Source organism: Dyella japonica DSM 16301 (genome assembly GCF_001010355.1).
GTDB classification, from domain to species: Bacteria; Pseudomonadota; Gammaproteobacteria; order Xanthomonadales; family Rhodanobacteraceae; genus Dyella; species Dyella japonica.
This window is the reverse complement of sequence record NZ_JPLA01000028.1, coordinates 70065-91584: the sequence shown is the minus strand read 5'-3', so window position 1 is coordinate 91584 and position 21520 is coordinate 70065. Positions and strand designations below refer to the sequence as shown.

The 21520-nt window shown below is 61.9% G+C and carries 18 protein-coding genes; 12 read left to right on the top strand and 6 right to left on the bottom strand.

Features of this window, described 5'->3' with window-relative positions; all coding sequences use genetic code 11:
* Nucleotides 1–26 precede the first annotated feature (26 nt).
* Complete coding sequence (locus tag Y882_RS11655) at nt 27–860, top strand: oxidoreductase (RefSeq protein ID WP_046972080.1); 834 nt, start codon at nt 27–29, stop codon at nt 858–860.
* Nucleotides 861–923: 63 nt separating this feature from the next.
* Here Y882_RS11655 and Y882_RS11650 read toward each other — a convergent pair whose 3' ends face one another.
* On the bottom strand, nt 924–2183 hold the full coding sequence (locus Y882_RS11650) for a glycoside hydrolase (protein WP_156171442.1): 1260 nt from the start codon (nt 2181–2183) through the stop codon (nt 924–926).
* Nucleotides 2184–2458: 275 nt separating this feature from the next.
* Here Y882_RS11650 and Y882_RS11645 point away from each other — a divergent pair, with 275 nt between their 5' ends.
* The gene (locus Y882_RS11645; protein WP_046972078.1) at nt 2459–3331 is read left to right on the top strand and encodes a bifunctional helix-turn-helix transcriptional regulator/GNAT family N-acetyltransferase; all 873 of its coding nucleotides are present in this window, start codon (nt 2459–2461) and stop codon (nt 3329–3331) included.
* A gap of 47 nt (nt 3332–3378) precedes the next feature.
* Here the strand turns inward: Y882_RS11645 and Y882_RS11640 are convergent, their stop codons facing one another.
* A complete protein-coding gene (locus Y882_RS11640) occupies nt 3379–4371 on the bottom strand; it encodes a VOC family protein (protein WP_046972077.1) in 993 nt (330 codons plus the stop codon).
* 181 nt (nt 4372–4552) lie between these two features.
* Nucleotides 4553–5488, bottom strand: coding sequence for a GlxA family transcriptional regulator (locus Y882_RS11635; RefSeq protein WP_046972076.1), 936 nt, complete (start codon nt 5486–5488; stop codon nt 4553–4555).
* Nucleotides 5489–5513: 25 nt separating this feature from the next.
* On the opposite strand from Y882_RS11635, the gene Y882_RS18940 reads away from it, so the two are divergent.
* Nucleotides 5514–6305 (top strand): methyltransferase family protein, encoded by a 792-nt coding sequence (locus Y882_RS18940; protein WP_162207417.1) that lies wholly within the window; start codon nt 5514–5516, stop codon nt 6303–6305.
* Between the two features lie 25 nt (nt 6306–6330).
* On the opposite strand, the gene Y882_RS11625 is transcribed toward Y882_RS18940, so the two are convergent.
* Both Y882_RS11625 and Y882_RS18935 read right to left on the bottom strand, forming a co-directional pair.
* Complete coding sequence (locus Y882_RS11625; protein ID WP_046972075.1) at nt 6331–6654, bottom strand: antibiotic biosynthesis monooxygenase family protein; 324 nt, start codon at nt 6652–6654, stop codon at nt 6331–6333.
* A 48-nt stretch (nt 6655–6702) separates the two neighbouring features.
* A complete protein-coding gene (locus tag Y882_RS18935; protein ID WP_052949942.1) occupies nt 6703–7548 on the bottom strand; it encodes a class I SAM-dependent methyltransferase in 846 nt (281 codons plus the stop codon).
* A 192-nt stretch (nt 7549–7740) separates the two neighbouring features.
* Here Y882_RS18935 and Y882_RS11615 point away from each other — a divergent pair, with 192 nt between their 5' ends.
* Nucleotides 7741–9060, top strand: a complete 1320-nt coding sequence (locus Y882_RS11615) for a DUF1214 domain-containing protein (RefSeq protein ID WP_046972074.1) — start codon at nt 7741–7743, stop codon at nt 9058–9060.
* A gap of 9 nt (nt 9061–9069) precedes the next feature.
* Here the strand turns inward: Y882_RS11615 and Y882_RS11610 are convergent, their stop codons facing one another.
* Nucleotides 9070–10569 (bottom strand): DUF1254 domain-containing protein, encoded by a 1500-nt coding sequence (locus Y882_RS11610; protein ID WP_046972073.1) that lies wholly within the window; start codon nt 10567–10569, stop codon nt 9070–9072.
* Nucleotides 10570–10996: 427 nt separating this feature from the next.
* On the opposite strand from Y882_RS11610, the gene Y882_RS11605 reads away from it, so the two are divergent.
* The 8 genes from Y882_RS11605 (at nt 10997) to Y882_RS18930 (ending at nt 21506) form a co-directional block, all read left to right on the top strand.
* Nucleotides 10997–12280: a M24 family metallopeptidase gene (locus tag Y882_RS11605; protein WP_046972072.1), complete on the top strand. Its 1284-nt coding sequence runs from the start codon at nt 10997–10999 to the stop codon at nt 12278–12280.
* Between the two features lie 538 nt (nt 12281–12818).
* Nucleotides 12819–13379: a hypothetical protein gene (locus Y882_RS20065; protein WP_162207416.1), complete on the top strand. Its 561-nt coding sequence runs from the start codon at nt 12819–12821 to the stop codon at nt 13377–13379.
* Between the two features lie 748 nt (nt 13380–14127).
* Nucleotides 14128–14778 carry a hypothetical protein gene (locus Y882_RS11595; protein WP_156171438.1) on the top strand — a complete coding sequence of 217 codons (651 nt, stop codon included), beginning with the start codon at nt 14128–14130 and terminating at the stop codon, nt 14776–14778.
* Between the two features lie 478 nt (nt 14779–15256).
* Nucleotides 15257–17464, top strand: a complete 2208-nt coding sequence (gene dcp, locus Y882_RS11590) for a peptidyl-dipeptidase Dcp (protein WP_046972069.1) — start codon at nt 15257–15259, stop codon at nt 17462–17464.
* Between the two features lie 232 nt (nt 17465–17696).
* On the top strand, nt 17697–18380 hold the full coding sequence (locus Y882_RS11585; RefSeq protein ID WP_046972068.1) for a potassium channel family protein: 684 nt from the start codon (nt 17697–17699) through the stop codon (nt 18378–18380).
* Between the two features lie 59 nt (nt 18381–18439).
* The gene (locus tag Y882_RS11580; RefSeq protein ID WP_046972102.1) at nt 18440–18838 is read left to right on the top strand and encodes a VOC family protein; all 399 of its coding nucleotides are present in this window, start codon (nt 18440–18442) and stop codon (nt 18836–18838) included.
* 207 nt (nt 18839–19045) lie between these two features.
* Nucleotides 19046–19996 (top strand): TraB/GumN family protein, encoded by a 951-nt coding sequence (locus Y882_RS11575; RefSeq protein ID WP_046972101.1) that lies wholly within the window; start codon nt 19046–19048, stop codon nt 19994–19996.
* Between the two features lie 85 nt (nt 19997–20081).
* Complete coding sequence (locus Y882_RS18930) at nt 20082–21506, top strand: amidohydrolase family protein (RefSeq protein WP_082121085.1); 1425 nt, start codon at nt 20082–20084, stop codon at nt 21504–21506.
* The last annotated feature ends 14 nt before the right edge of the window (nt 21507–21520 follow it).

Genomic DNA, 21520 nt, shown 5'->3' with positions numbered 1-21520 from the left:
CGTTACCAACCACAGGAGCAGCCGTCATGTCGGCAGCGAAAATCTTGCTTATTACCGGGGTCAGCAGCGGGTTCGGCAGAGCGCTCGCTCAGGAGGCTTTGGCCGCAGGTCATCGCGTGGTTGGCACCGTGAGAGGTGAGCAGGCGCGTGATGAATTCGAGGCGCTCGCCCCCGGCAATGCCGTGGCGCGGATGCTCGATGTCACGGACTTCGATGCGATCGATGGTGTCGTTGCCGACATCGAGGAGAAGGTCGGTCCCGTCGACGTGCTGGTCAACAACGCCGGCTATGGCCACGAAGGCATCCTGGAAGAATCGCCGCTGGCGGATATGCGGCGACAGTTCGATGTGAACGTGTTCGGTGCGGTCGCGATGATGAAGGCCGTGCTGCCTTATATGCGCGGTCGACGCAAAGGGCACATCCTCAACATCACCTCGATGGGCGGCCATATCACGCTACCGGGCATCTCCTACTACTGCGGCAGCAAGTTCGCGCTCGAAGGCATTTCCGAAACGGTCGGCAAGGAAGTGAAACCCCTCGGCATTTCGGTCACGGCCGTCGCGCCAGGCTCGTTCCGTACCGACTGGGCAGGGCGCTCGATGGTCCGATCACCCCGATCCATTCCGGATTACGACGGGCTGTTTGATCCGATTCGGGAGGCCCGTCAACAAAAGAGCGGAAGGCAGCTCGGTGATCCCGCAAAAGCAGCGAGGGCCATGCTTGAAGTGATTGCCCATGATTCGCCTCCCGCGCATCTGTTGCTCGGTAGCGATGCCATCGACCTGGTGCGCCAGAAGTTGTCGTCGCTGGCGCAAGAGATCGATCAATGGGAAGCCCTCACGCGCTCGACGGACGGATGATGCGGCGGCTTGATCTCGATCGATGTCCATCAGGGCCGGCGGCAGCTTTGCCTGGTCCCTTGGCTACTTCCTTCGCGCGTAGCCGACTGACCGTATAAGGATCAGTACAAACAACAGCGCGATGAACAAGGCGTAGGCATATTGGCTCCTCGACACGCCTGTGCCATACGGAAACCAGATGCCTGGAACGCCCAGAGCGCTGAGCTCCGTCGCGAACAGGCCTATGCCCACCAGGATCGCGGCAAGAGCTGCGAGCCAGGTCGAAGGCTTGGGCGATCGCGTCACGCCAAGGGCAATAACCCAGAGGTAAAGCGCCGCGAATACGACGCGCAGACTCTGGATGACCACGTCGCCAGATGCCTTGATGCCATGGGTAGCCTCGGGCGCAAACCAGGGGCGCCCCAGGCATGCAAAAACCACATAGATCACGGTGAGTGCGCCGACGGCGCGTCCAAGCCACGGGCGCTTGTCCAGCCGAAACCAGTCGCGCCATGCCAGCGTCCATGCGGCCAGGACGAGGGGCCTCAGTAGCACGGTGACGGCGATGTCGTAGCCGCGCAAGCTCAGATAAGGCGTCCAGAAAAACAGGACCTGGTTGACGCGAAGCAGCGCCAGCAATATCAGGGCAGCGACCAGCCAGCGATAGCTGTCGGCTGTCCCGCCAGCCGTCAACGCCACCACCATGATCGCAAGCAGCACAAATGCCAGCGGCTCGGCCGCATCGACCACGTAACCCTTGAACGTCTGCAGCCACTGCGTCTGATGCAGCTGCTGTATGGCATCGGCAGCGCCGATCACGGGCGCAACATGCATGCCTCCGCTTTCCCCGCTCGCCTCCAGCGGATCCAGCCAGACTCGAAATGCAATGACGTAGGTCTGCGTTGGAGCCGACGGTGACGTGGGCAACGCGAAAACACTCGGCTTGGCCGCGAACACCGTGGGCGGCGTCTGCGAGAAATCGCCCGGGCCGCCGACCAGTTTCCCGTCGACATAGAGCTGATACGTCGAATCAACCAAGGTCGGGCCCGCCAAGGCAAGTGCGGTAGCTTTATCGCCGTCGACGGCGATCCTGATTCGATACCAGGCATAGCCGGTGTAGTGAGCGTGGCCGCGTTGACTCCAGCCGGTGACGTAACCCGGCAGTCCGACATCGCCATCATGCGCACCGGCGGCAGGCGTGAGATCGACGGTTTCCCACGCGCTGTCGTCAAAGTCCGGCGATGACCAGCGCTGATCGTCGCCAATATGAAATCGCCATGGACCGTTCAGCGGCACTGTCGAATGCCCAAGGACGATCCTTGCATCGGGTGCCGGGTCGGCCACCGCATGTGCGCTGGGAATCACGCATGCCGCGAATAGGCAAAGCGAAACGAGGTGAGCAGACCATCGCATTGCTTCGCTCCGTGGCGATTCCTGGCGGCAGTCTAAGTGCCCCTTTGGGAAAACGCACGGGAGTGGGTCGTCTGGGGCAACGCTGGCCACTTAGGCTTGAACGAGCCGCCCACAATCTACCGATGGACGTGGGATGACGCTGCTTGGAACTTGCTTCTCGGGCCCGTCAGCTTGACGTCGCAAAATACCTGACCTAAGTTAGGTATATGGATGACGCCATCAAACGCGTTCGTCGTTTCAACCGGGCCGTGACGGCAGCGGTGGGTGCGCTGGACGAATCTTTTCTTGGGCGCGGCCGGCCGCTGGGGTCTGCCCGCGTCATCAATGCCATCGGGCACGGGCGGACAGATGTCGCGGTGCTCAGGGAATACCTGGGTGTCGAAACCAGTCTGATGAGCCGTCTGTTGCGCGGCCTTGAGGATGATGGGCTGGTCGAAACGGTGGTCAGTACGCAGGACGCGCGTCGCCGCGTCGTGCACCTGACCAAGGCCGGGGCAGCGGAATTTCGGGCGTACGAAAGGCTATCCAACACGCAGGCCAAGGCCATGCTGGCCGGCCACGCAAAGCCAGAGGAACTGCTGGCGGCGATGGACTTGGTGGCCTCCGTGCTCGGCCGCGACCGCGTCACCATCGAAGAAGCGGACCCTAGAGGGGATGCGGCCCGCTACTGCCTCGACGCCTACTATGAGGAACTCAGCCACCGCTTCGAGCATGGCTTTGACGTATCGCGTTCGCGCGATCCGGTCGCCGCGCAGATGGTTCGGCCGCGCGGCGTGTTCCTGGTCGCCCGCTCCGACGATCTGCCTGTGGGTTGCGTGGGCTTGAAGGGAGGCGGGCAGGGCGTCGCGGAGATCAAACGGCTTTGGGTGGCGCCGTCGGCGCGTGGCATTGGACTGTCCAAGCGACTGATGGCCGACGCCGAGCGAATCGCGCGGGAACTGTCCATCAAGACGCTGCGGCTGGATACCAACCGCGCCTTGCCTGAGGCAAAACAGCTCTACCTCAAGACGGGTTGGAAAGAGATTGATCGCTTCAACGACGATCCCTATGCCGACAGCTTTTTTGAGAAGCGGCTGTGACTTGGCAAGCGTGCATCACCCACCGTCGGCGTCCGGTCCTGTGCGCTCTACAGGTTCGTCGCTGAACAAGGCGAGTCGCTAGCCTGCATGGCATGAAATTCGATGGATAGGCCTAGGTCATCCTGAGTTGGAGCGAGGATGGACGCGCCAGACAGGCCGCGGTAACTCGTCAGCTTGTGTTCGTAGCCACGTTCGACCCAGCGTTGCGCGCGTTCAAGATCGGTCACGCCGAAACTCACACCGAGAATGCGCGGGCCGCCATTCGCCATGGTCTGTTGGGCTAGGCCCGCACCGTCGGGTTGCAGAGTGAGTAGAGCGGTCGGGCCGATCGGCACGCAAAAGCCTTTGGCGCCGACTGCGGCTAGCTTCACTGGCACCGCGTGGCCGTAACCCATTTTCTCCAGCTGCCGGCGATCGGCATCGGCGTCACCCGATACCAGCCAGATCGAAGAGAGCTCGCGCGCTCCGTTGGGGTGTTCGCGCGTCACGCGGTAGTCGTCGGCATTGGCGGGGTCGAATTGATCGGGCGCGTAGCCGGCTGCGTAGTCGATGAAGAAGGTGTTGCTCGACAAGGGCGCACGGTCAAACGCGAACAAGCGCCAGCCGGGCTTGGCGCTGTCGGGGCCGGAAAAGAACGGCGTGACGGCGTAGTGCAGCGCCTGCAGCGACTGATGGATGGCGTCGAGCGACGACGAGCGAAAGCCGAACGTGCGCGAACCGGGCCCGCCCTTCAAGGCCTGCTGGTCCTCTTTCATGCCGGGATCAAATGTGGGATTGGGCCGCGTAATACCCAGCAACTCGATGAAGCTTGTGTCCGAGAAGCGGATATAGCGGTTGGCTACGCCATCGGGATCGCGACCGGGGCGCACCTGAAAGCCCAGCTTGACCGCCATGACCGACGTGACCTGGTCGATCCCGCGTCCCCACAGCAGGATGTGATCGAGTCGCGTGGCGGGAGTGGACGGGGCCGGCGCGGCGGTGGCGGCTTGCGCGGCAGCGAAACACAGAAGACATGCTGAAACCAAGGGGAGCAAGCGCATGTGGTTCCTCACATGAAAGACGTTGATGGTTCGTTCGGACTAGCCGCGGTCGTCATGACGAGTGCGGTCGCGATCTCACGGCGATCTTTTATGAGTGTTCCGACCGGCACCGACAAGGACAATTTCCGGGCAAAAACGGCCAACGCGTATCGGGGTCGCGGGTAACGGCAGCCCGCTGCCTTCACACGCCAGCGCTCCGGCGCAGCGACAGCGGCGACGTGCCGAACGCGCGGACAAAGGCACGGCGCATGCGGCTTGCGTCGCCGAACCCGGTGGACGCCGCGATATGGTCGAGGGTGAGATGGCTGGTCTCGACCGCGATGCGGGCCGCCTCCAGCCGCAGACCCTCCACCACTTTTGCCGGCGTTGCGCCGATCTCGGCCGTGAAGGCGCGGGCAAAATTGCGGGGGCTCATGGCGGCGCGCTCGGCCAAGCGCTCCACCGTCATCGGTTCGGCGATGCGCGTACGCATCCAGCCGATCAGGTCGCCGAAGCGACCGGTCTTGCCGCCCTGGTCCACCAGCACGGAGTACTGCGACTGCCCGCCATGCCGGCGCTGGTGCACCACCAGCTGTTGTGCCGCGCGTCGCGCAAGGCCGGGGCCGAGGTCGTCCTCGACCAGGGCCAGCGCAAGATCGATCCCCGCCGATATGCCTGCCGAGGTCCAGACCTTGCCGTCCCGCACGAACATCCGGTCGGCATCGAGCCGCACCTGCGGATAGAGCACGCGGAAGCGTTCGGCGACGGCCCAATGGGTGGTCGCGCGTCGGCCATCGAGCAAGCCGGCCTGTGCCAGGAAGAACGCGCCGGAGCAGACTCCCGCCGCTCGCCGCCATGCATCGTCGCCGAGCCACTGCACGATGTCGCCCTGGCTCTCTTCGATCTGCGCAAGATTGCCGCCCGAGACGATCACCGTGTCATAGCGCTTCGCTTCGATCGGCGAAGCGGCCAGGCTCACACCCGAGGAGCTGCGCACGACGCCGCCGCCCGGGGCCAGCACGCTGATCGCATAGCTGTCCGGCCGAAAGCGCTCGGCCATCTCGAACACGGCAACCGGGCCGGCCGCATCCAGCAGCTGAAATCCCGGAAAAACGATGATGGCGATGTCGCGTCGCATGGTGGCAGTCGCATGACCCGGTCCAGTGCCCAGAAAGTGGCGTAACTGCAAGGCGGGCGTCAAGGCCGTAGTGCAGACCCAAGCAAGCGGTTGTGCAGGAGCCCTGGAACATGATCACGTACCATCGATGGCGCACAGAGGGCGCTGTCACTTGTTGAGTCAGGTCGGACAGAGGAAGCTGGGCGCGGGGCTGGTCCGCGTGGCGCGATCCACGTCGGCACGGGACTGTCATCTCGGCGCGGGAGGCGGCAACGGCATGAACACGGTGCGCAGCATAGGTCTCGTCGTTTTCTTCGTATGGCTGATGATCGACGTCATCGTGGTCTTCCGCCTCAAGACGGGCAGCGCGGAGAATCGCGATCAACGTTCCTTGAAGTTGCTGATGATCGGCGGGCCGGTGGTTTACGCCCTGTGCATCGCCTTGTCCTACGGAGCGATGGGCGCGATGCATTCGGCGGCACTGCCATGGCTTGGCCTGGTCATCATGGTGATCGGCATCGCGGTGCGTTCGCTCGCGATCGCCCAATTGGGCCGTTTCCACACGCCCAACGTGGCGATTCGCAGCGATCATCAACTCAAGGCAGAAGGCTTGTACGCCCATGTGCGCCACCCGAGTTATCTGGGCGCGATGATTGCGTTCCTCGGCTTTGCCATGAGCTTGGGCAACTGGCTAAGCGTGATCGTGATGATGAGCCTGACCACCTGCCTCTATCTCTATCGCATCAAGGAGGAGGAGGCAGCGCTTGCCGATGCGTTCGGCGATGCCTTTCGCCAGTACGCGGCGCGGACCAAGCGGCTGATACCATGGATCTATTGAAGGCCTGATTAGTCGGCGTAGCAATTCAGCGGACATCCTCCTGGCCGGGCCATTCTTCGAATGCTCCGACCGGCACTTCCGACGAGGCCAGGCCTTCCAGCTGCTGGTCCAGCGCCTGGTACTCCCCGGCGAAGCTGCTCTTGAAGTTCTCGAACGCAGCGGCGGATTGCCAGCGGTCGATGGTGAAGTAGCGGCCCGCCTGTTCGCGGCTACGCAACAGCCGTACTTCGAGAAAACCCGGCGCTTGTGCAAACAGCCGTGCCCAGGGGCCGTCGGGGCCATAGGCAGCTTCAAAGGCCGCCTGCTGATCTTCGGGTACCAGGAACTCCCAGATGGTGGCGTAGTTCATGCTGTATCCCTCCGTTTCCGGCGCGGCGTGACTGCCTCCTGGCGAAACTCAGACCACGCCAACGGCCAACGTGAAGCTCTGCAGGAAATGGAAATCGTCGCGACGCAGCGCGTAGTCGGCATGACTGGGGTCGCACAGGCGCATCACTTCTTCGTAGTCGTCGCTCGACAAATACGGCTGCAACCGAGTGCCCCAGGTGCCGCGAAAAATCGCCGACAGCAGATAGCTTTCGTCCTCCCGCCGCAGGGGCGCGAGGCGTTCGATCATGAAGGTGCGCACGTGGACATCCCGCAGTCCGGCCTGGCGCAGCAGGCCTGCGATGGCGCGGATGGAGGCGAGGTCGCGTTCGTCCAGCTGATAGCGGTCGCGGTAGTACTGCCGCACGGCCTCGTTGACCAGGCGCTCCAGACGGGAATCCCAGGCGAAGTACATATCGGGCAACAGCGAACTCTGGCCGAGCGCCACGCGCCCGCCATCGCGAACCAGCGCCATCAAGGTTTGCAGGCCATCGACAGGCGAGCGGAGATGGTTGATCACATTGACCGACCAGACCAGGTCGACACTGGCAGGCGCCATCGGCGGCGCGAGGATGTTCCCTTGCAGCAGCAGTGAACGACTCTCGGCAGCCGTGCCGTGTGCTGCCCTGACATGTGGTGTCGCCAGGTCCATGCCGATCACCGTGCCCGTCGGTCCGACCTCGTCGGCCAGCCATCCCAGCGCCTCGCCCGTGCCGCAGCCGGCATCGAGTACGCGCATGCCAGGCGTCAACGCCAGGCTCGCCACGGCCTGGCGTAGCTCCGGCGCGGCGAAGGCGTTGAACAGCCGGAGCTTGTCCGCGTAGTCGCGCGTCGCGGTATCGCCAAGCAATCCAAACGTGGTGGTCGGACGAGTCATGGGTTCACGCTAGCGGCAAGTCTGGCCAGGAAATACTACCGTGGCAGGTGGGCAGCCGGCGGTGGCCTCTTGAAGATGATCATGGAGAGCATCAGCGATAGGTATAAATACTTGGCAAGACGCCGTACGTTTGCTGAGGAAATGACCGGGCCGGAAAGTGCACGCTGTTACTGGTGCCTACGGAGAGTGGTCATGAAAGCTCATGTGCTGACCCTGAGTTTCGTCCTGTCCGCATTGCTGGCCGCAGCGGCCCATGGGCAGGCCAAAGCACCAGTGCCCAACGACCAGGACGTCAGCGATAGCTATATCTATCTGCTCAGCCGGCTGCTGGTGCTCAACCAGGAGCAGGCGGATTTCAGCAACGGCTTCCAGTGGAACCAGCTCGTCCACCGCAAGGTAGGAGAGGTGGACTGGCCCAACCCCAATCTCGATGTGGCCTACTCCGAAGCCTGGGTGGCGATCGACGAGAAGAGCTGCGCCCTGGTGACCGTTCCGAAGGTGAAGGATCGCTACTACACCGTGCAGTTCCTCAATGGCTGGGGCGAGACCTTGGCGAACATCAACGAGCGCGTCTATCCCAAGCGCCCCGATGGTGAGTTTGCCGTCTGCCTGAAAGGAGCCGTTGTCCAGCTGCCAGCCACGACGCAGCGTGTGGATGTGTCCGCCAAGGTGTTGCGGGTGCTCTCTCGCGTCGAGCTGGGCGCAACGCCGGACGAGGCGGTGGCGCTGCAGAAGAAATTCAGCATCCGCGCCAGCGGTCACCCTGCCGCGCCCGAGGTGCCAAAGACCGTGAGGTTCGACATCGAAAAGCTGCCGGGCGTTGAGGCGTTCGATTCGGCAACGGTGGCGCTGGATAGCGCAGCCGATATCAATCCGGGCATGGAGCGGCTACAGGCGAGTACGCGCGCCGTGGCCGAGGCGATCAAGGATGCGAGCGTGCGTCAGCATGTTGATCAGGTGATCCGCCAGCAAGCGATCCCTGCGATCTACAAAGCCTCGCCAACGCTCGGCGATGGCACGGTGAAAGACGGCTGGGCCTTGCCCACGACGATCGGTGTCTACGGCAGCAACTGGCTGCTGCGGACCTTGGTCAACCTCGGCGGCATCTGGGCCAACAGCTATCAAGAGGTGATCTACTACAAGGCCTTCATCGATCCTGCGGGCAAGCCGCTCAATGGCGATCACTCCTACGCGTTGCGCTTCGAGAAGGAGCAGCTGCCAACGCTCTATGCGACTTATTTCTGGTCGGTCATTGCGGTGGACTCGGTCCATCGCCGCGTGCTGCCCAATCCGCTGAAACGCTATCTGCTGAGTAATTTCTCCAAGCTCAGCTACGGCAAGGATGGCTCGCTGACCTTGTACTTTGGCGCCACCAAGCCAGACGGCGCTCCCGATGGCAACTGGATCCCGACACCCAAGGGAACCGGCTACAGCCTGACCTTCCGCTTCTATCGACCCAAGGGCGCTGTTGCCGACCGCAGCTATTTTCCGCCAGCCTTGAAGGAGCTGTGAGGGTGCCAGCTACGGAGCCTTCACCACGGAGGGCGGCTTCCACGTGCCATCGGTGATGGCGATATCCGGCCAATAAGCACGTATGTAGAGCGAGAAGTCATCGGCCGGGGCTGGCAGCCAGTTGCTCTCTTTGTCCTTGCCGGGGGAGGCGTGCTGGACATAGAAGGTGAGCGATCCGTCGGCATTGGTCTTGAGGTCGCGGCTCTTGGTGCCCAGCGAGTAGCGATTGAGCGCATTGGGCTCAAACAAGTGATGCTTGTTGTACATGGTCAATGACCAGAACCCTTTCACCGGCGGCGTCTGTCCTTTGGGGAACGTGATCGTATAAGCGTTGTTGCCCGCACCATTTAGCCGGACGCCTTTGGAATCGAAGTCGGTGTAGATGTATCGCGTTTCCTGCGGCGCGTTGTCATACATGTTGGACTTCGCCGTCGCGGTGCGCGACAGATAGTCCACGCCCCAGTTCGCGCCATTGGGAGGCGACGTCCAGCCGTTGCCAACCGGACGACCGTTGTTGCGGAATTCGAACAGCGGCGCAATGATTTCCTTCTCCGAAGCCACGGCGGCCTGCACCAGCGCCTGCTTGAGCTGCGGATCCTTGGCAGCGGCATCCAGCACCGATTGAATCGAGGCGTAAAGCGACTCCTCACCCGGTTGCGGCGGAATCTGCTTCATGACGACAGGCAGTTCGTCGAAAAACTTCTCCGGGACCACCCACTGGATTTCGCCTGCTCCGCTACTGGGAGGCGCGGGGTAATCGGGGGTCTTGTGCCAGTCGATGGTTTTCATCTTGCCGTCGAACTTGTCCAGCGGATACACCATGATCTGGCTCAGGGTTTTCTGTATCGCCGCCTTGTCCTCCGGCGTGTCGTCCATGAACGCGCGCGGCAGCACGACAGCCAGATCGGTGGTTGATCGGCAAACGCCGGTGATGCCCTTGGGTACCTGGCCTTTCCAGTTGGGCCCTGCCAGCAGGTAGAAGCCAGGCTTGCTGCCGTATTGCTTGCCAATCGAACAGAACGAGTCAGTTCGCGCATCGGCGATCTGATAGACATAGAAGCGGTCGCCAAAATCGGGCACTTGAACAACCACTGGCAGCGTATCGAGATGCTGATAACCGGAACCGTAGACGGTGTCCTGGTTCGGGCAGGTGATGAATTTCTGATCCGGCTTGATGTAATCGGTCAGCATGCTGATCGCGCCCGGAGGCGACACGGGGAGGATGCCTCCGTTGCGGCCGGGTCCGGGCAGCTTGGCGAGCGCGAGCGACCTGTTGTAGTTGTTCACCAACGGCCAACCCCAGATGTACGCCATGCGACCGATCGCCTGGACGTACTCCTTGGTCATCATCGTGCCGCTGGGCGTGCCTTTGAGTTCACTGGCGTGGGCCGCTGGTGGGACTTGAGGCGATCCCGCCTGGGCGTCCGTCGATGGACAGGCGCGCGCCACACCAGCCACGCCAAACTGAAGTGCCAGCGTCACCGAGAAAAGTCGAAGCACCCTGGACATGACCCTAGCTCCCATCCGGAACGATCGTGCTGCACTGCTCGAGGAGTGCGCCGTGCTGCTATCCAAGCATAGGCAGGTGGACGCCGCCTCTGTGGTACTACCGACGAGCGGTAGGTAAAAACACCTAAACGGCTGGGGTCGCCTTGGGCGCTGGAAACAGTGAGATAGACGTCCGAACTCGGTACGTCGCGCTTCAGAGGCTTCGCTGCGATTTCACGCGCAGAAGTCATCGCAAGTGACGATGCCCGTGAATCGGAATAGCGCTTGGGCCACCTAGCATCCACATTGCGTGGCGTGCAGGCAGTGAGCAACATGGCATGTTGGACCAGGATGTGGTGCTGGCGCAAATGCTATCGGACACCCGTAGTCGCGTCGCCGAGTCCGGCCTCATACTGCGAGGCATCCTTGGTATCCGTCCGGAGTTTTCATGCGTCGTCGCGACTTTCTCACGGGAGCTGTAGCTGCCACCGCTGCCGCCTCCACCGCCTTCATGCTGACCGGTCGTTCGGCGCACGCCGCGCCCGCAGCGCAAGCCTCCCCAGGCGGGCTGGCCGGGTTGACCTCCATGACCACCGGCGCCAAGCCGATTTCCGTGGAGGAGCGCCGCGCGCGTATCGCCAAGCTGCAAAAGCTGATGGTCGAGCAGAAGATCGGCGCCTTGATCCTGGAGTCGGGTTCGAGCCTGGACTACTTCACCGGCATCCAGTGGCATCGCTCGGAGCGTACGACGGCGGCGGTGATCCCGGCCCGTGGCGACATCGTCGTGGTGACCCCGGCCTTCGAAGAGCCGTCGATCCGCGAGACCCTGGCGGTGGGCGACGATGTGCGGCCATGGAATGAGCATGAAAGCCCGTTCGCCCTCCTGGTCGGCGCGCTTCGCGACCGCGGCGTAACCTCCGGCCCGATCGCCTTCGAAGCGACCACGCGCCTGTTCGTCGTCGATGGCGTGCGCGACGCCAGCGCCGGGGCTTACAGCGTGGTTTCCGGCAACGCTCTGGTGAAGGCCGTGCGCCTGATCAAATCCCCGGCCGAACTGGTGCTGATGCAGACCGCCAATGACGTCACCCTGGCCGCGCTGCGCTACGTCCACGGCCACGTCCGCGCGGGCATGCGCCCCGACGAGATCGCCACCATGATGAACGCCGCCACCGAGGCCCTGGGCGGCGCGCCGGAATTCGCCCTGGTGTTGATCAACGAAGCCAGCGCCTACCCGCACGGCTCGCGCCAACCGCAGACCCTGCACGAAGGTTCGGTCATCCTGATGGACGTGGGCTGCGCCGTGCACGGCTATCAATCGGACATCTCGCGCACCTGGGTGATGGGCAAGCCGACCGCGAAACAGCGCAAGGTCTGGGATACCGTCAAGCGTGGCCAGGAAATCGCGCTGGCCACCGCCAAGCTGGGTTCACCGGTAGGCGCCATCGACGACGCCGTGCGCGCCTACTACGAAAAGGAAGGCTGGGGCCCCGGATACAAACTTCCCGGCCTGCCCCATCGCACTGGCCATGGCATCGGTTTGGACGGCCACGAGTCGCCCTACCTCGTGCACGGCGACGCCACCCCGCTGGCGCCCGGCATGTGTTTCTCCGACGAACCGGGCCTCTACATCCCCGGCGAATTCGGCATCCGCCTGGAAGACTGCTGGCATATGACCGAGACCGGGCCGAAGCTGTTTACCGAGCTGGCCAAGTCGATTGATGATCCGATTTGATGGGTTGGACCCTGTTGGACAGCGAGTACTGGACAGCAGGGTTTGCAGCCATGATGGGTGGGTGAGAGTGGGCCTATAGTCGTGCCACTTTCGACCTGAAGCAGACATGTCTCGTCTCAGGTGAAGCCATGGATGTGAAACCTCAAACGACTAGCCAGGTCCGGGCTGCACTCAGGGAACTGGCAGCCAAGCGGCCAGCTAGCGTGGATGAATTGGCCCACGTCCAGCGGGGCTCACTCTTGCTTCGGTTGCACATCCAAAGCCACGGCCTCGGAACGGAAATGCCCGAAATCGCCTGGCACTTTCTTTCAGACGCTGATATTCGATACAGGTCGCCTGACTACGGCCTTGCTCAGACCGAAGGGCTCCTGTCTGCGCTAGATCTGTGGCAACAGCAAGAAGAACGGTAGTGCCCGCATCCGACCTAACCCGGACATCGTAGGTCCACCTCATAGGCAAATTGGAGCCGTCGATGCACCCTGGCTTGGCGCTTTTACTTCTGGCTCTTCAAGGAGTGCCTGAAGCACGTCCAGGTGGAGTGCCATTCGATATCTATTTCAAGCCAGCGTGGACATCCTCATGCTCGATCGCTGGCGGCCCTTCCGAAATTCGCTTTGAATCGGCAAGCGGCGATGCAACCAATGACGATATGCAGGTGATGGCCGCTTGGCCGGATGGGCGATCGGTCGATCTGGGGATGAAGCCTGGGCTCTTTCCCCCGACGGAGGGATCCGCCGGTCTCGATAGAGGCTGCAAGGGCATAGGCGTAACAGTCCCGAACCGGCAACTGGTTGTGCTCTGGCTAAAGCGTGACGATCGCCCTCTCAATGGGCGACTTGCTCTGGTATTGCTGGATATCAATCGTCTTCGCGTACTTGATGTCATCAACAACGTCGGCGAACTGATTGGCGATGGTCCGTGCCTGACCCATGGAGGAGCCGGCCCGTATGAGACGGTACTCTACGACGGAGGCGCGGATGACGATCCGAATCGACGCCCGCGAATCATGCGCATTGATGTGGTCGGCGAGCGGCTGAGGCTGGCCTGGGCTGGCTACGTGTCAAAGACGACCCTGCTAGGCGGCTGCTTTCATCCATAGGGCGCTGACGGCGGGACTCGCGACATGACGAAGCCCGCGACGCAAGGTCTGATTTCGACCCTAAGCGGATACTCAAGGAGTGGGCGATGACAACCTATAGGAAGAAGCTACTGGTCCCCGTCTGAACCATGTGCTTCGGCCTCGCCCTGGGCGTCGCGGGATGTGCATCACTGAACCCGTATGCAGTTGCGGGCGCTCAAATCCTCAATCCGCCAAATGCGAAATTCTGCTGGGTGCCCAAGGGTTCGCCTTTCTTTGGGCATAAGGAGAATTGTGACAACGATCAAGCGTCGCCTAGGTTGAAAAGGTGCTTGGACAAGCTAGAGCGGACTGGCCATTGGTTCAGTCCAACGGACGAGGCCGAGGGGAAAATCATGCAGTGTATGAACAGCGATGGCTGGGACCGAGCTCTTATAGAAGGGGCAATCCTTGGGTGAAATGGACTGTTTAGAGGATGTCCGCTTTCGACCCGAAGCGGATTCAAGCAAAGGAGAGAGTCGCTATGGTAGGAGTGGGTGGCACATCACCAAAATCGAGGGGCGAAAAGATCGCTTGGTGGACGGCTTTCGCTGCATTCTCTGGCTTGATCATCTACGTGCTGGTAAAGAACTTCTTTTGAGACGCGGTTGGCTAGCAATTGCGCCTAATGTCCGCTTTCGACCCAAAGCCTACGCCCTAGACCGGCATTTGCGTGCATTGCTAACATGCCCTCGGCCGCTCGGCCATGGGGATTGCAACAGGGGGAAAAATGAAGAAGTTCTGCTGTGCGGTGGCCATGGCCGCCGTTCTGAGTGGGTGTGTGTCTGCGCCAACCAAATCGATGGATTCAAGTTCGGCTTTGCAGGGCAAGCACGTTGTGGTTACGCAATATGCGAAGCCGGATTTTTCGGCAATGACGCCAGGCAAGGCCGCGTTTGGCCTGTTTGGGGCCATGGCGATGATCAGTGCAGGAAACGAACTGGTTAAGTCCGAGAATATCGAAGACCCGGCCATCGAGATCAGTGAACACCTCGCCAGCGACATGGAGGCAAAGCGGTCGGCTACCTTGCTTCCCTCCTCGCATACGATCGCTACCGACGACAATCCGGCGTCACTGGTGAAGATCTATCCGGGTGCTGATGTCATCCTTGACGTGAAGACGATCAATTGGATGTACAACTACTACCCGTCCCAATGGGGAAAGTATCATGTCAACTATGCGGCACGTGTTCGTCTGATCGACGGAAAGACCGGTGCACTGGTTGCGCAACATTTGTGCAAGATTGATCCGACCGATCCCAACGACCCGCCGACGAACGACGCACTTCGTGCAAATCATGCAGCGCTGCTGAAGGAGTTCCTTCACAAGGCTGCCAGCTCCTGCGTTAGCGATGTAGAGCAACAGGCACTGAGGGTCTAAAGCGCCTTCTTCGCTGTCTTGAACTTCCTGAGGCCGCGCCAAGCCGAACGCTACGACGCAGGAGTGTCGAACTCGTTCGGCTTGGCCATCCGGGTGGCCGCACGTTGATCAGCGACGAAGCTCTTCGGGAGACTCGCAGAAGATATCAACGGAGGATTCGGGCTGAGTTGTCCGCTTCCGACCCTAGGCAGGCCTCGGCCGCCAGCTGTCAAAAGTGCCGACGTGTCCGCAATGCTGCCGCGGCGTTGCGGGCGGCCACTGGTCGACTCATCTGATTGATTCCGTAGGTGAAGCTGGCGCATCACGTGGCCTATCGGGCCGAAGGTTTTTAGCTGCCCGGAGTCGCAGCTTTTCGCGATGGGTTGATGAACGAGGCGGCAGCAGCCGGCTAAGTTGGTACGGCCCTGACTTTCGACCCATGGCAGACGAGGCAAGGTGTGGTTAGGTCGGGGTTTGTCCAGTCCCCGGGGAACTCCTGATGCCACGCCTTCGTACGCTCGTCATAGCCACGTCCATTGCCCTGGCTGCCTGTTCGCAGCAATCGAACGAACAGGCTGCGCCGCCTGCACCCGCTCCTGCCGGCACCGCGCCAGCCAAGGCGTCCACGGCGGCGCCGGCGGCCGAGGTCAGTGCCGTCAACCCGTTCCTCTCGCCCAGCACGCTGCCGTTCGAGGCGCCGCCGTTCGACAAGATCAAGGATGGCGACTACCAGCCGGCACTGGAGGAGGGCATGAAGCAGCATCTGGAGGAGATCAACAAGATCGCCGACAACCCGGATGCGCCGACCTTCGAGAACACCTTCATCCCGATGGAGAAGTCGGGTCAGCTGCTGTCCCGCGTTCGCCGCGCCTTCTTTGCGGTGACGGGGGCCAACACCAACGACGTGCTGCAGAAAGTGCAGCAGGACGAAGCGCCCAAGTTTGCGGAGCATCAGGACGCCATCGTGCTGAACGACAAGCTCTTCAAACGCATCGAGACGATCTACAACCAGCGTGATTCGCTCAAGCTCGATCCAGAATCCAAGCGCCTGGTCGAGGTCACCTACAAGAACTTCGTGCGCGGCGGCGCAAAACTCTCCGACGCCGACAAGACCAAGCTCAAGGACCTCAACAAGGAAGAGTCCGGCCTGCGCGCCCAGTTCACCAAGAAGCTGCTGGCTGGCACCAAGGCCGGTGCGCTGGTGGTGGACGACAAGGCCAAGCTCGACGGCTTGTCCGATGGCGATATCGCCGCCGCGTCGCAGGCTGCGGCCAGTCGCAAGCTGGACGGCAAGTGGGTGATCCCGCTGCAGAACACCACGCAGCAGCCGGCGTTGCAGAACCTCAACGACCGCGCCACACGCGAGCAGCTGTTCAAGGCGTCGTGGAATCGCGCGGAAAAGGGCGACGACAACGACACGCGTGAGCTGATTTCCCGTATTGCGCAGATTCGCGCGGAGCAGGCCAAGCTGCTGGGCTTCTCCAGCTACGCCGCGTGGAAGCTGGAAGACCAGATGGCCAAGACGCCGGAAGCGGCCCTGACCTTCATGGACAAGCTGGCCCCGGCGGCCACGGCGCGCGCCGAACGCGAGGCCAAGGACATCCAGGATGTAATCGACCAGCAGAAGGGCGGCTTCAAGGTCGAGGCGTGGGACTGGAACCACTACTCCGAGCAGGTGCGCAAGGCCAAGTACGATCTGGACGAATCGCAGATCAAGCCGTACTTCGAGCTGGACAACGTGCTGCAGAACGGCGTGTTCTACGCCGCCAACCAGCTCTATGGCCTGACCTTCAGGGAGCGCAAGGACATCCCCGTCTGGCAGCCTGACGTGCGCGTGTTCGAAGTGTTCGACAAGGACGGCACCTCGATGGCGCTGTTCTACTGCGACTACTTCAAGCGCGACAACAAGCAGGGTGGCGCATGGATGAGCAACCTGGTGGCGCAATCCAAGCTGATGGGCACCAAGCCCGTGGTGTTCAACGTCGCCAACTTCACCAAGCCGGCACCGGGCCAGCCGGCGCTGCTGTCGTTCGACGACGTGATCACCATGTTCCATGAGTTTGGCCATGGTCTGCATGGCATGTTCGCCAATTCCGAGTATCCGAGTCTTTCGGGTTCGGCCACGGCGCGCGATTTCGTGGAGTTCCCGTCGCAGTTCAACGAACACTGGGCCACCGATCCGAAGATCTTCGCCAACTATGCGAAGAACTATCAGACTAAGGAGCCGATGCCGGCCGAACTGGTCGAGAAGATCAAGAAGGCCAAGACCTTCAACAAGGGCTACGACATGACCGAGTTGCTCTCGGCTGCGTTGCTCGACATGAGCTGGCATAGCCTGAGCGCCGATGCGCCCAAGCAGGATCCGGACAAGTTCGAGATGGATGCGCTGGCCAAGGCCAAGATCAGCCTGAGCTACGTGCCGCCGCGCTACCGCTCCAGCTACTTCCAGCACATCTGGGGCAATGGCTACGCCGCCGGCTACTACGCCTATCTGTGGACGGAAATGCTGGCCGACGACGCCTTCCAGGGCTTTGTCGACAAGGGTGGCCTGACCCGGGAAAACGGTGACCGCTTCCGCGCAATGATCCTCTCGCAGGGCAACACGCAGGATCTGGCCACGATGTACAAGAACTGGCGCGGCAAGGATCCGAGCATCGAGCCGATGCTGCTCAACCGTGGCCTGAAGGAAGCGCCGCAGAAGAAGTAAAGCGTTCTACCTGTTGAAACAAGAAAGGGTCGGCTACGCCGGCCCTTTTCTTTTGGACTGGACACTCTTGTCCTGGCCTTCACAGGTCAAGGACAACGATGATGAGGTAAGCGGGGGCGCTTTCGAAGGGGCGTGACGCGATCATCCGCGTTGTTGGAGACCGGCGGACATCGATCGGATGATTTGCCGGACGGTCTTGGAAAACTCATAACGAACCGCGCGAGAGGTCAGTATGGGTATCGGTACCGCACGCAACGCGATGTCGCGCATTTTCTATCAACGCTGCTTCTGGTTGTTTGTCGTGATCATCCTGCTGATCATTGCGGTGTCGTTCGCCCCGCAGAGCGATCGCGGCCGCCTGGTTGTCAATGGCATCAACATGTTCCTCCTGATCGCGACGGTCGCGGCGGTCGGACGAACGACGCTGTCCTTCGTGGCTGCCCTGTTGCTTGCCGGAACCGCCGTGTGGTTTCAGTATCTGGGCCTGTGGTACGACAGCGACCTGGAGCTGGCGCGGTCCTGGATGTTCAGCGCATCGCTCTATTTCCTCACCACGGCCTATCTGGTGCGCTACGTTTTCCAGCCCAGGATCATGACGCAGGACAAGCTGTACGGCGCTGCCGCTGCCTACCTGCTGATCGGCGTGCTCTGGGCTTATCTGTACGCGATCATCGGGTACTTTTATCCGCAGTCGTACATGGTCGTCGGGCAACCGGGTCGACTGGTCTATGCGGACGCGCTCTACTTGAGCATCACCGTGCTCACCAGCACGGGCTTTGGAGACATTTCGCCGCTCTCGCGCCAGGCGCGCGGCCTGTGCATGATCGAGCAGATTGCCGGGGTCCTGTTCGTCGCGATACTCATTGCACGCCTGGCAGGGGTATACCCTCCCAAGGAGAGTTACGTCGACGACTAGGCTATCGTCGGTCAAGGCGTGAGTGCGATATCCAAACCATGGGCACCAAGGAGCCTTCCGTGAGCAAACAAGTGTTCATCAACCTCCCGGTCGCCGACCTCGCCAAGTCGATCGCCTTTTTCGAGGCGCTCGGCTTCTCACGCCATCCCCAGTTCACTGACGGCGCTGGCGCCTGCATCGTCGTCAGCGACACGATTTCGGTGATGTTGCTGACCCATGCCAGGTTTCGCGACTTCACGCCCAAGGCCATCTGTGACACGAGCAAGGCGGTCGAGGTGCTGCTCTCCCTCAGCTGCGAGAGTCGCGAGGAAGTGGATAGTCTTGTCGCCAAAGCGATCGCTGCCGGCGGAACGACCTACGACAAGCCGGAGGATTTCGGCTTCATGTATACGCACAGTTTTGTCGATCTGGACGGTCACGGCTGGGGGCTGCTCCACATGAGTGCCATGCCTGGATAAAAGCGTGAAGCCGGACGTCCGTTTCCGATGTCTACAAGGCACAAAGAAGGCGTAGCACGGGTTCATGCGCATCGTGGCGAGCAGAAGCGCTCGCGCAAAGGGATTGCCATGCTGGTGGGCGGACTGGACTACTTTCGACGGACACATCGACGGCGATCTATCCTTGGCCTTCCAATCGCCGCGGCCTTGCTGGCCGGCTTGCATGGCATGGCCTACGCCCAATCGGTACCGACATCGGGCGCTGTTCCAACGCTGGCGCCCGTGGTGGTGACCGGCGTCGTGCCCGGGCCCGCGCTGTGGAAGGTGAGCAAGGGAGATCATGTCATGTGGGTGCTCGGCCTTACCTCGCCGGTGCCCAAGAACATGCAGTGGCAATCGGCCGATGTCGAAAGCCGGATTGCCGCATCGCAGGCGCTATTGAAATTGCCGAGTCTGGAGATCGGCGTACACACGAGTTTCTATCGAAGCTCGATGATGCCGTCAGCCCGCGAGCTTGGGCAAAATCCACATCAACAGAGCCTGCGGGACGTGCTGGCGCCAGAGGTCTATCAGCACTGGCTGGCGCTGAAGGCCAAGTATCTTGGCGACAATCACCGTGTGGAATATATGCGCCCCATCCTGGCGGGCCGCGAGCTCTATGAGGCAGCGCTCAAGCGCTACGGTCTGGTCGACGATGACGGTTTGGAGCATGTTGTTTACAAGGCCGCCAACCACCATGGTGTCGCCAGCATCAACACGTCGTATCAGTTATTGCTGAAAGATCCCGGTCAGGCCGTCCGTTCCTTGAGCGACACATCGATGAACGATCAGCCGTGCCTGGGCCAGGTGTTGGATGCGTTGGATAAGGGATTGGCGCAGACCATGGCGCGAGCGAATGCCTGGGCAACCGGGGACCTCGCCACGCTGCGGTCCATCCTGTCGCAAGCGCAGCAGGATTCCTGCCTGTCGACGCTGGACGGCTCGCAATTCGCCATGGTGCTCGGTATCGGCGATATCGAAGGCCGCGTCCGGAAAAGCTGGATCGACAGCGCCGAGCATGCGCTGGACAAGGACAGGCAGAGCTTTGCGGTACTGCCCATGCATGAGCTGCTCGCGCCGGACGGGTATCTGAGTGCACTGCAGGCGGATGGCTATAGCGTGCAGGCTCCCGACCAATGATGCGCGCGCGTAGACCATATGGCGTCGCCTGGGAATCCAGGCAAACTCTGCCCATGAAGATCACCCGTTGAGCCATCGATCCCGCATGCACGCTCCATCCCGCCCTTGGATCCAGCTGCTGCTGATTCCAGCCATGCTTGCCATGGTCCTGGGAACGATGGCTGCGCGAGCTGCGCCCGAGTCTGGCGATCCGTCGGTGGTCATCACCGATGTGACGATCGTCGATGTTGAAGCCGGCCGTACCGTGGGTCCGCGAACGGTGGTGGTCAAGGATGGCCGCATTGTCTCCATCGATGCGCCCGGCGTTGCGCACATGGGTGACTCGGCCCGGCGTATCGACGGACGTGGACGCTACTTGATGCCTGGTCTGATGGACATGCATGTCCATCTGTTCAATCTCTCCTCGCATCGTCCGCCTAACGACTGGTCGTTTGCCATGTATGTGGCCAACGGCGTTACTGGCGTGCGAGACATGCGCTCGGATGCGGCGTCGATGCTGTTGGTGAAACGTTGGCGCGCAGCGGTGGACAACGGTCAGCTTGTCGCGCCGCACATCGTGGCAGCCGGTATCGCGGTGTACGGCAAATCGCCTGAAGGCGCGGCGGCTGATGTGGATGCTGCCGCTGATGCCGGTGCCGATTTCATCAAGGTCTTCTCCGAAGTGCCTGCCACGCACTGGCGCGCCATCATGGCCGAGGCGAGGGCGCGCTCGCTGCCGGTCGTGGGGCATGTACCTGCCAGCATCACGCTGCTGGAGGCTGCCCGTGCCGGGCAGCGCACCGGTGAGCATCTGACCCAGGTCTACGAGGCCTGCTCATCCGCCGAGGCCAGGACCCTGGCCGAGCGCAAAGGCCTTGAGGGCGACGCGCTGATGTCCGGCGCCAGCGCGCAGGAAGGGGAGATTCTCGAAGCGTTTGATCAAGACGTGTGCAGACGGACGGCCAAGGCGCTCGCTGCCACCGGCCAGGTGCAGGTTCCGACACTCGTGCTTGCCGACGAAGATGCGTTCGCTCAACACAATCAGCCCGGCGATGACTCTCGCTGGCGACTTCTTCGTCCGGATGAGCAACGCCGTTGGCAGAGTTTCCTGGGGCAATACACGAAAGAGGACGCTGGCCTGGCAGCTCGGCGCTGGCCCATTGCGCGCAACATCGTGTCCATTCTGCATCAGGCTGGTGTTCCCATCATGGCGGGCACGGACTCACCCATGCCGGGCGTCTACCCGGGCTATTCCCTGCATGAGGAATTGCAGCTGCTGGTCGCTTCGGGGCTGACGCCGATCGAGGCACTGCGCACGGCCACGCTCGAGCCCGCGAGGTTCCTGCATATCGAGGGCGCGAGCGGATCGGTGGCCGTCGGCAAGCGGGCTGACCTGGTGTTGCTCGACGCCGATCCCACCAAGGACATTGGCAATACGCAGCGCATTCGCGCGGTGGTGCTCGCCGGTCGCCTGCTGGAACGCGCCGAGCTCGACGCCTTGATAAACCCTGCGGCAAAGGCCCCGCCCTAGGCAACCGAGGGAGC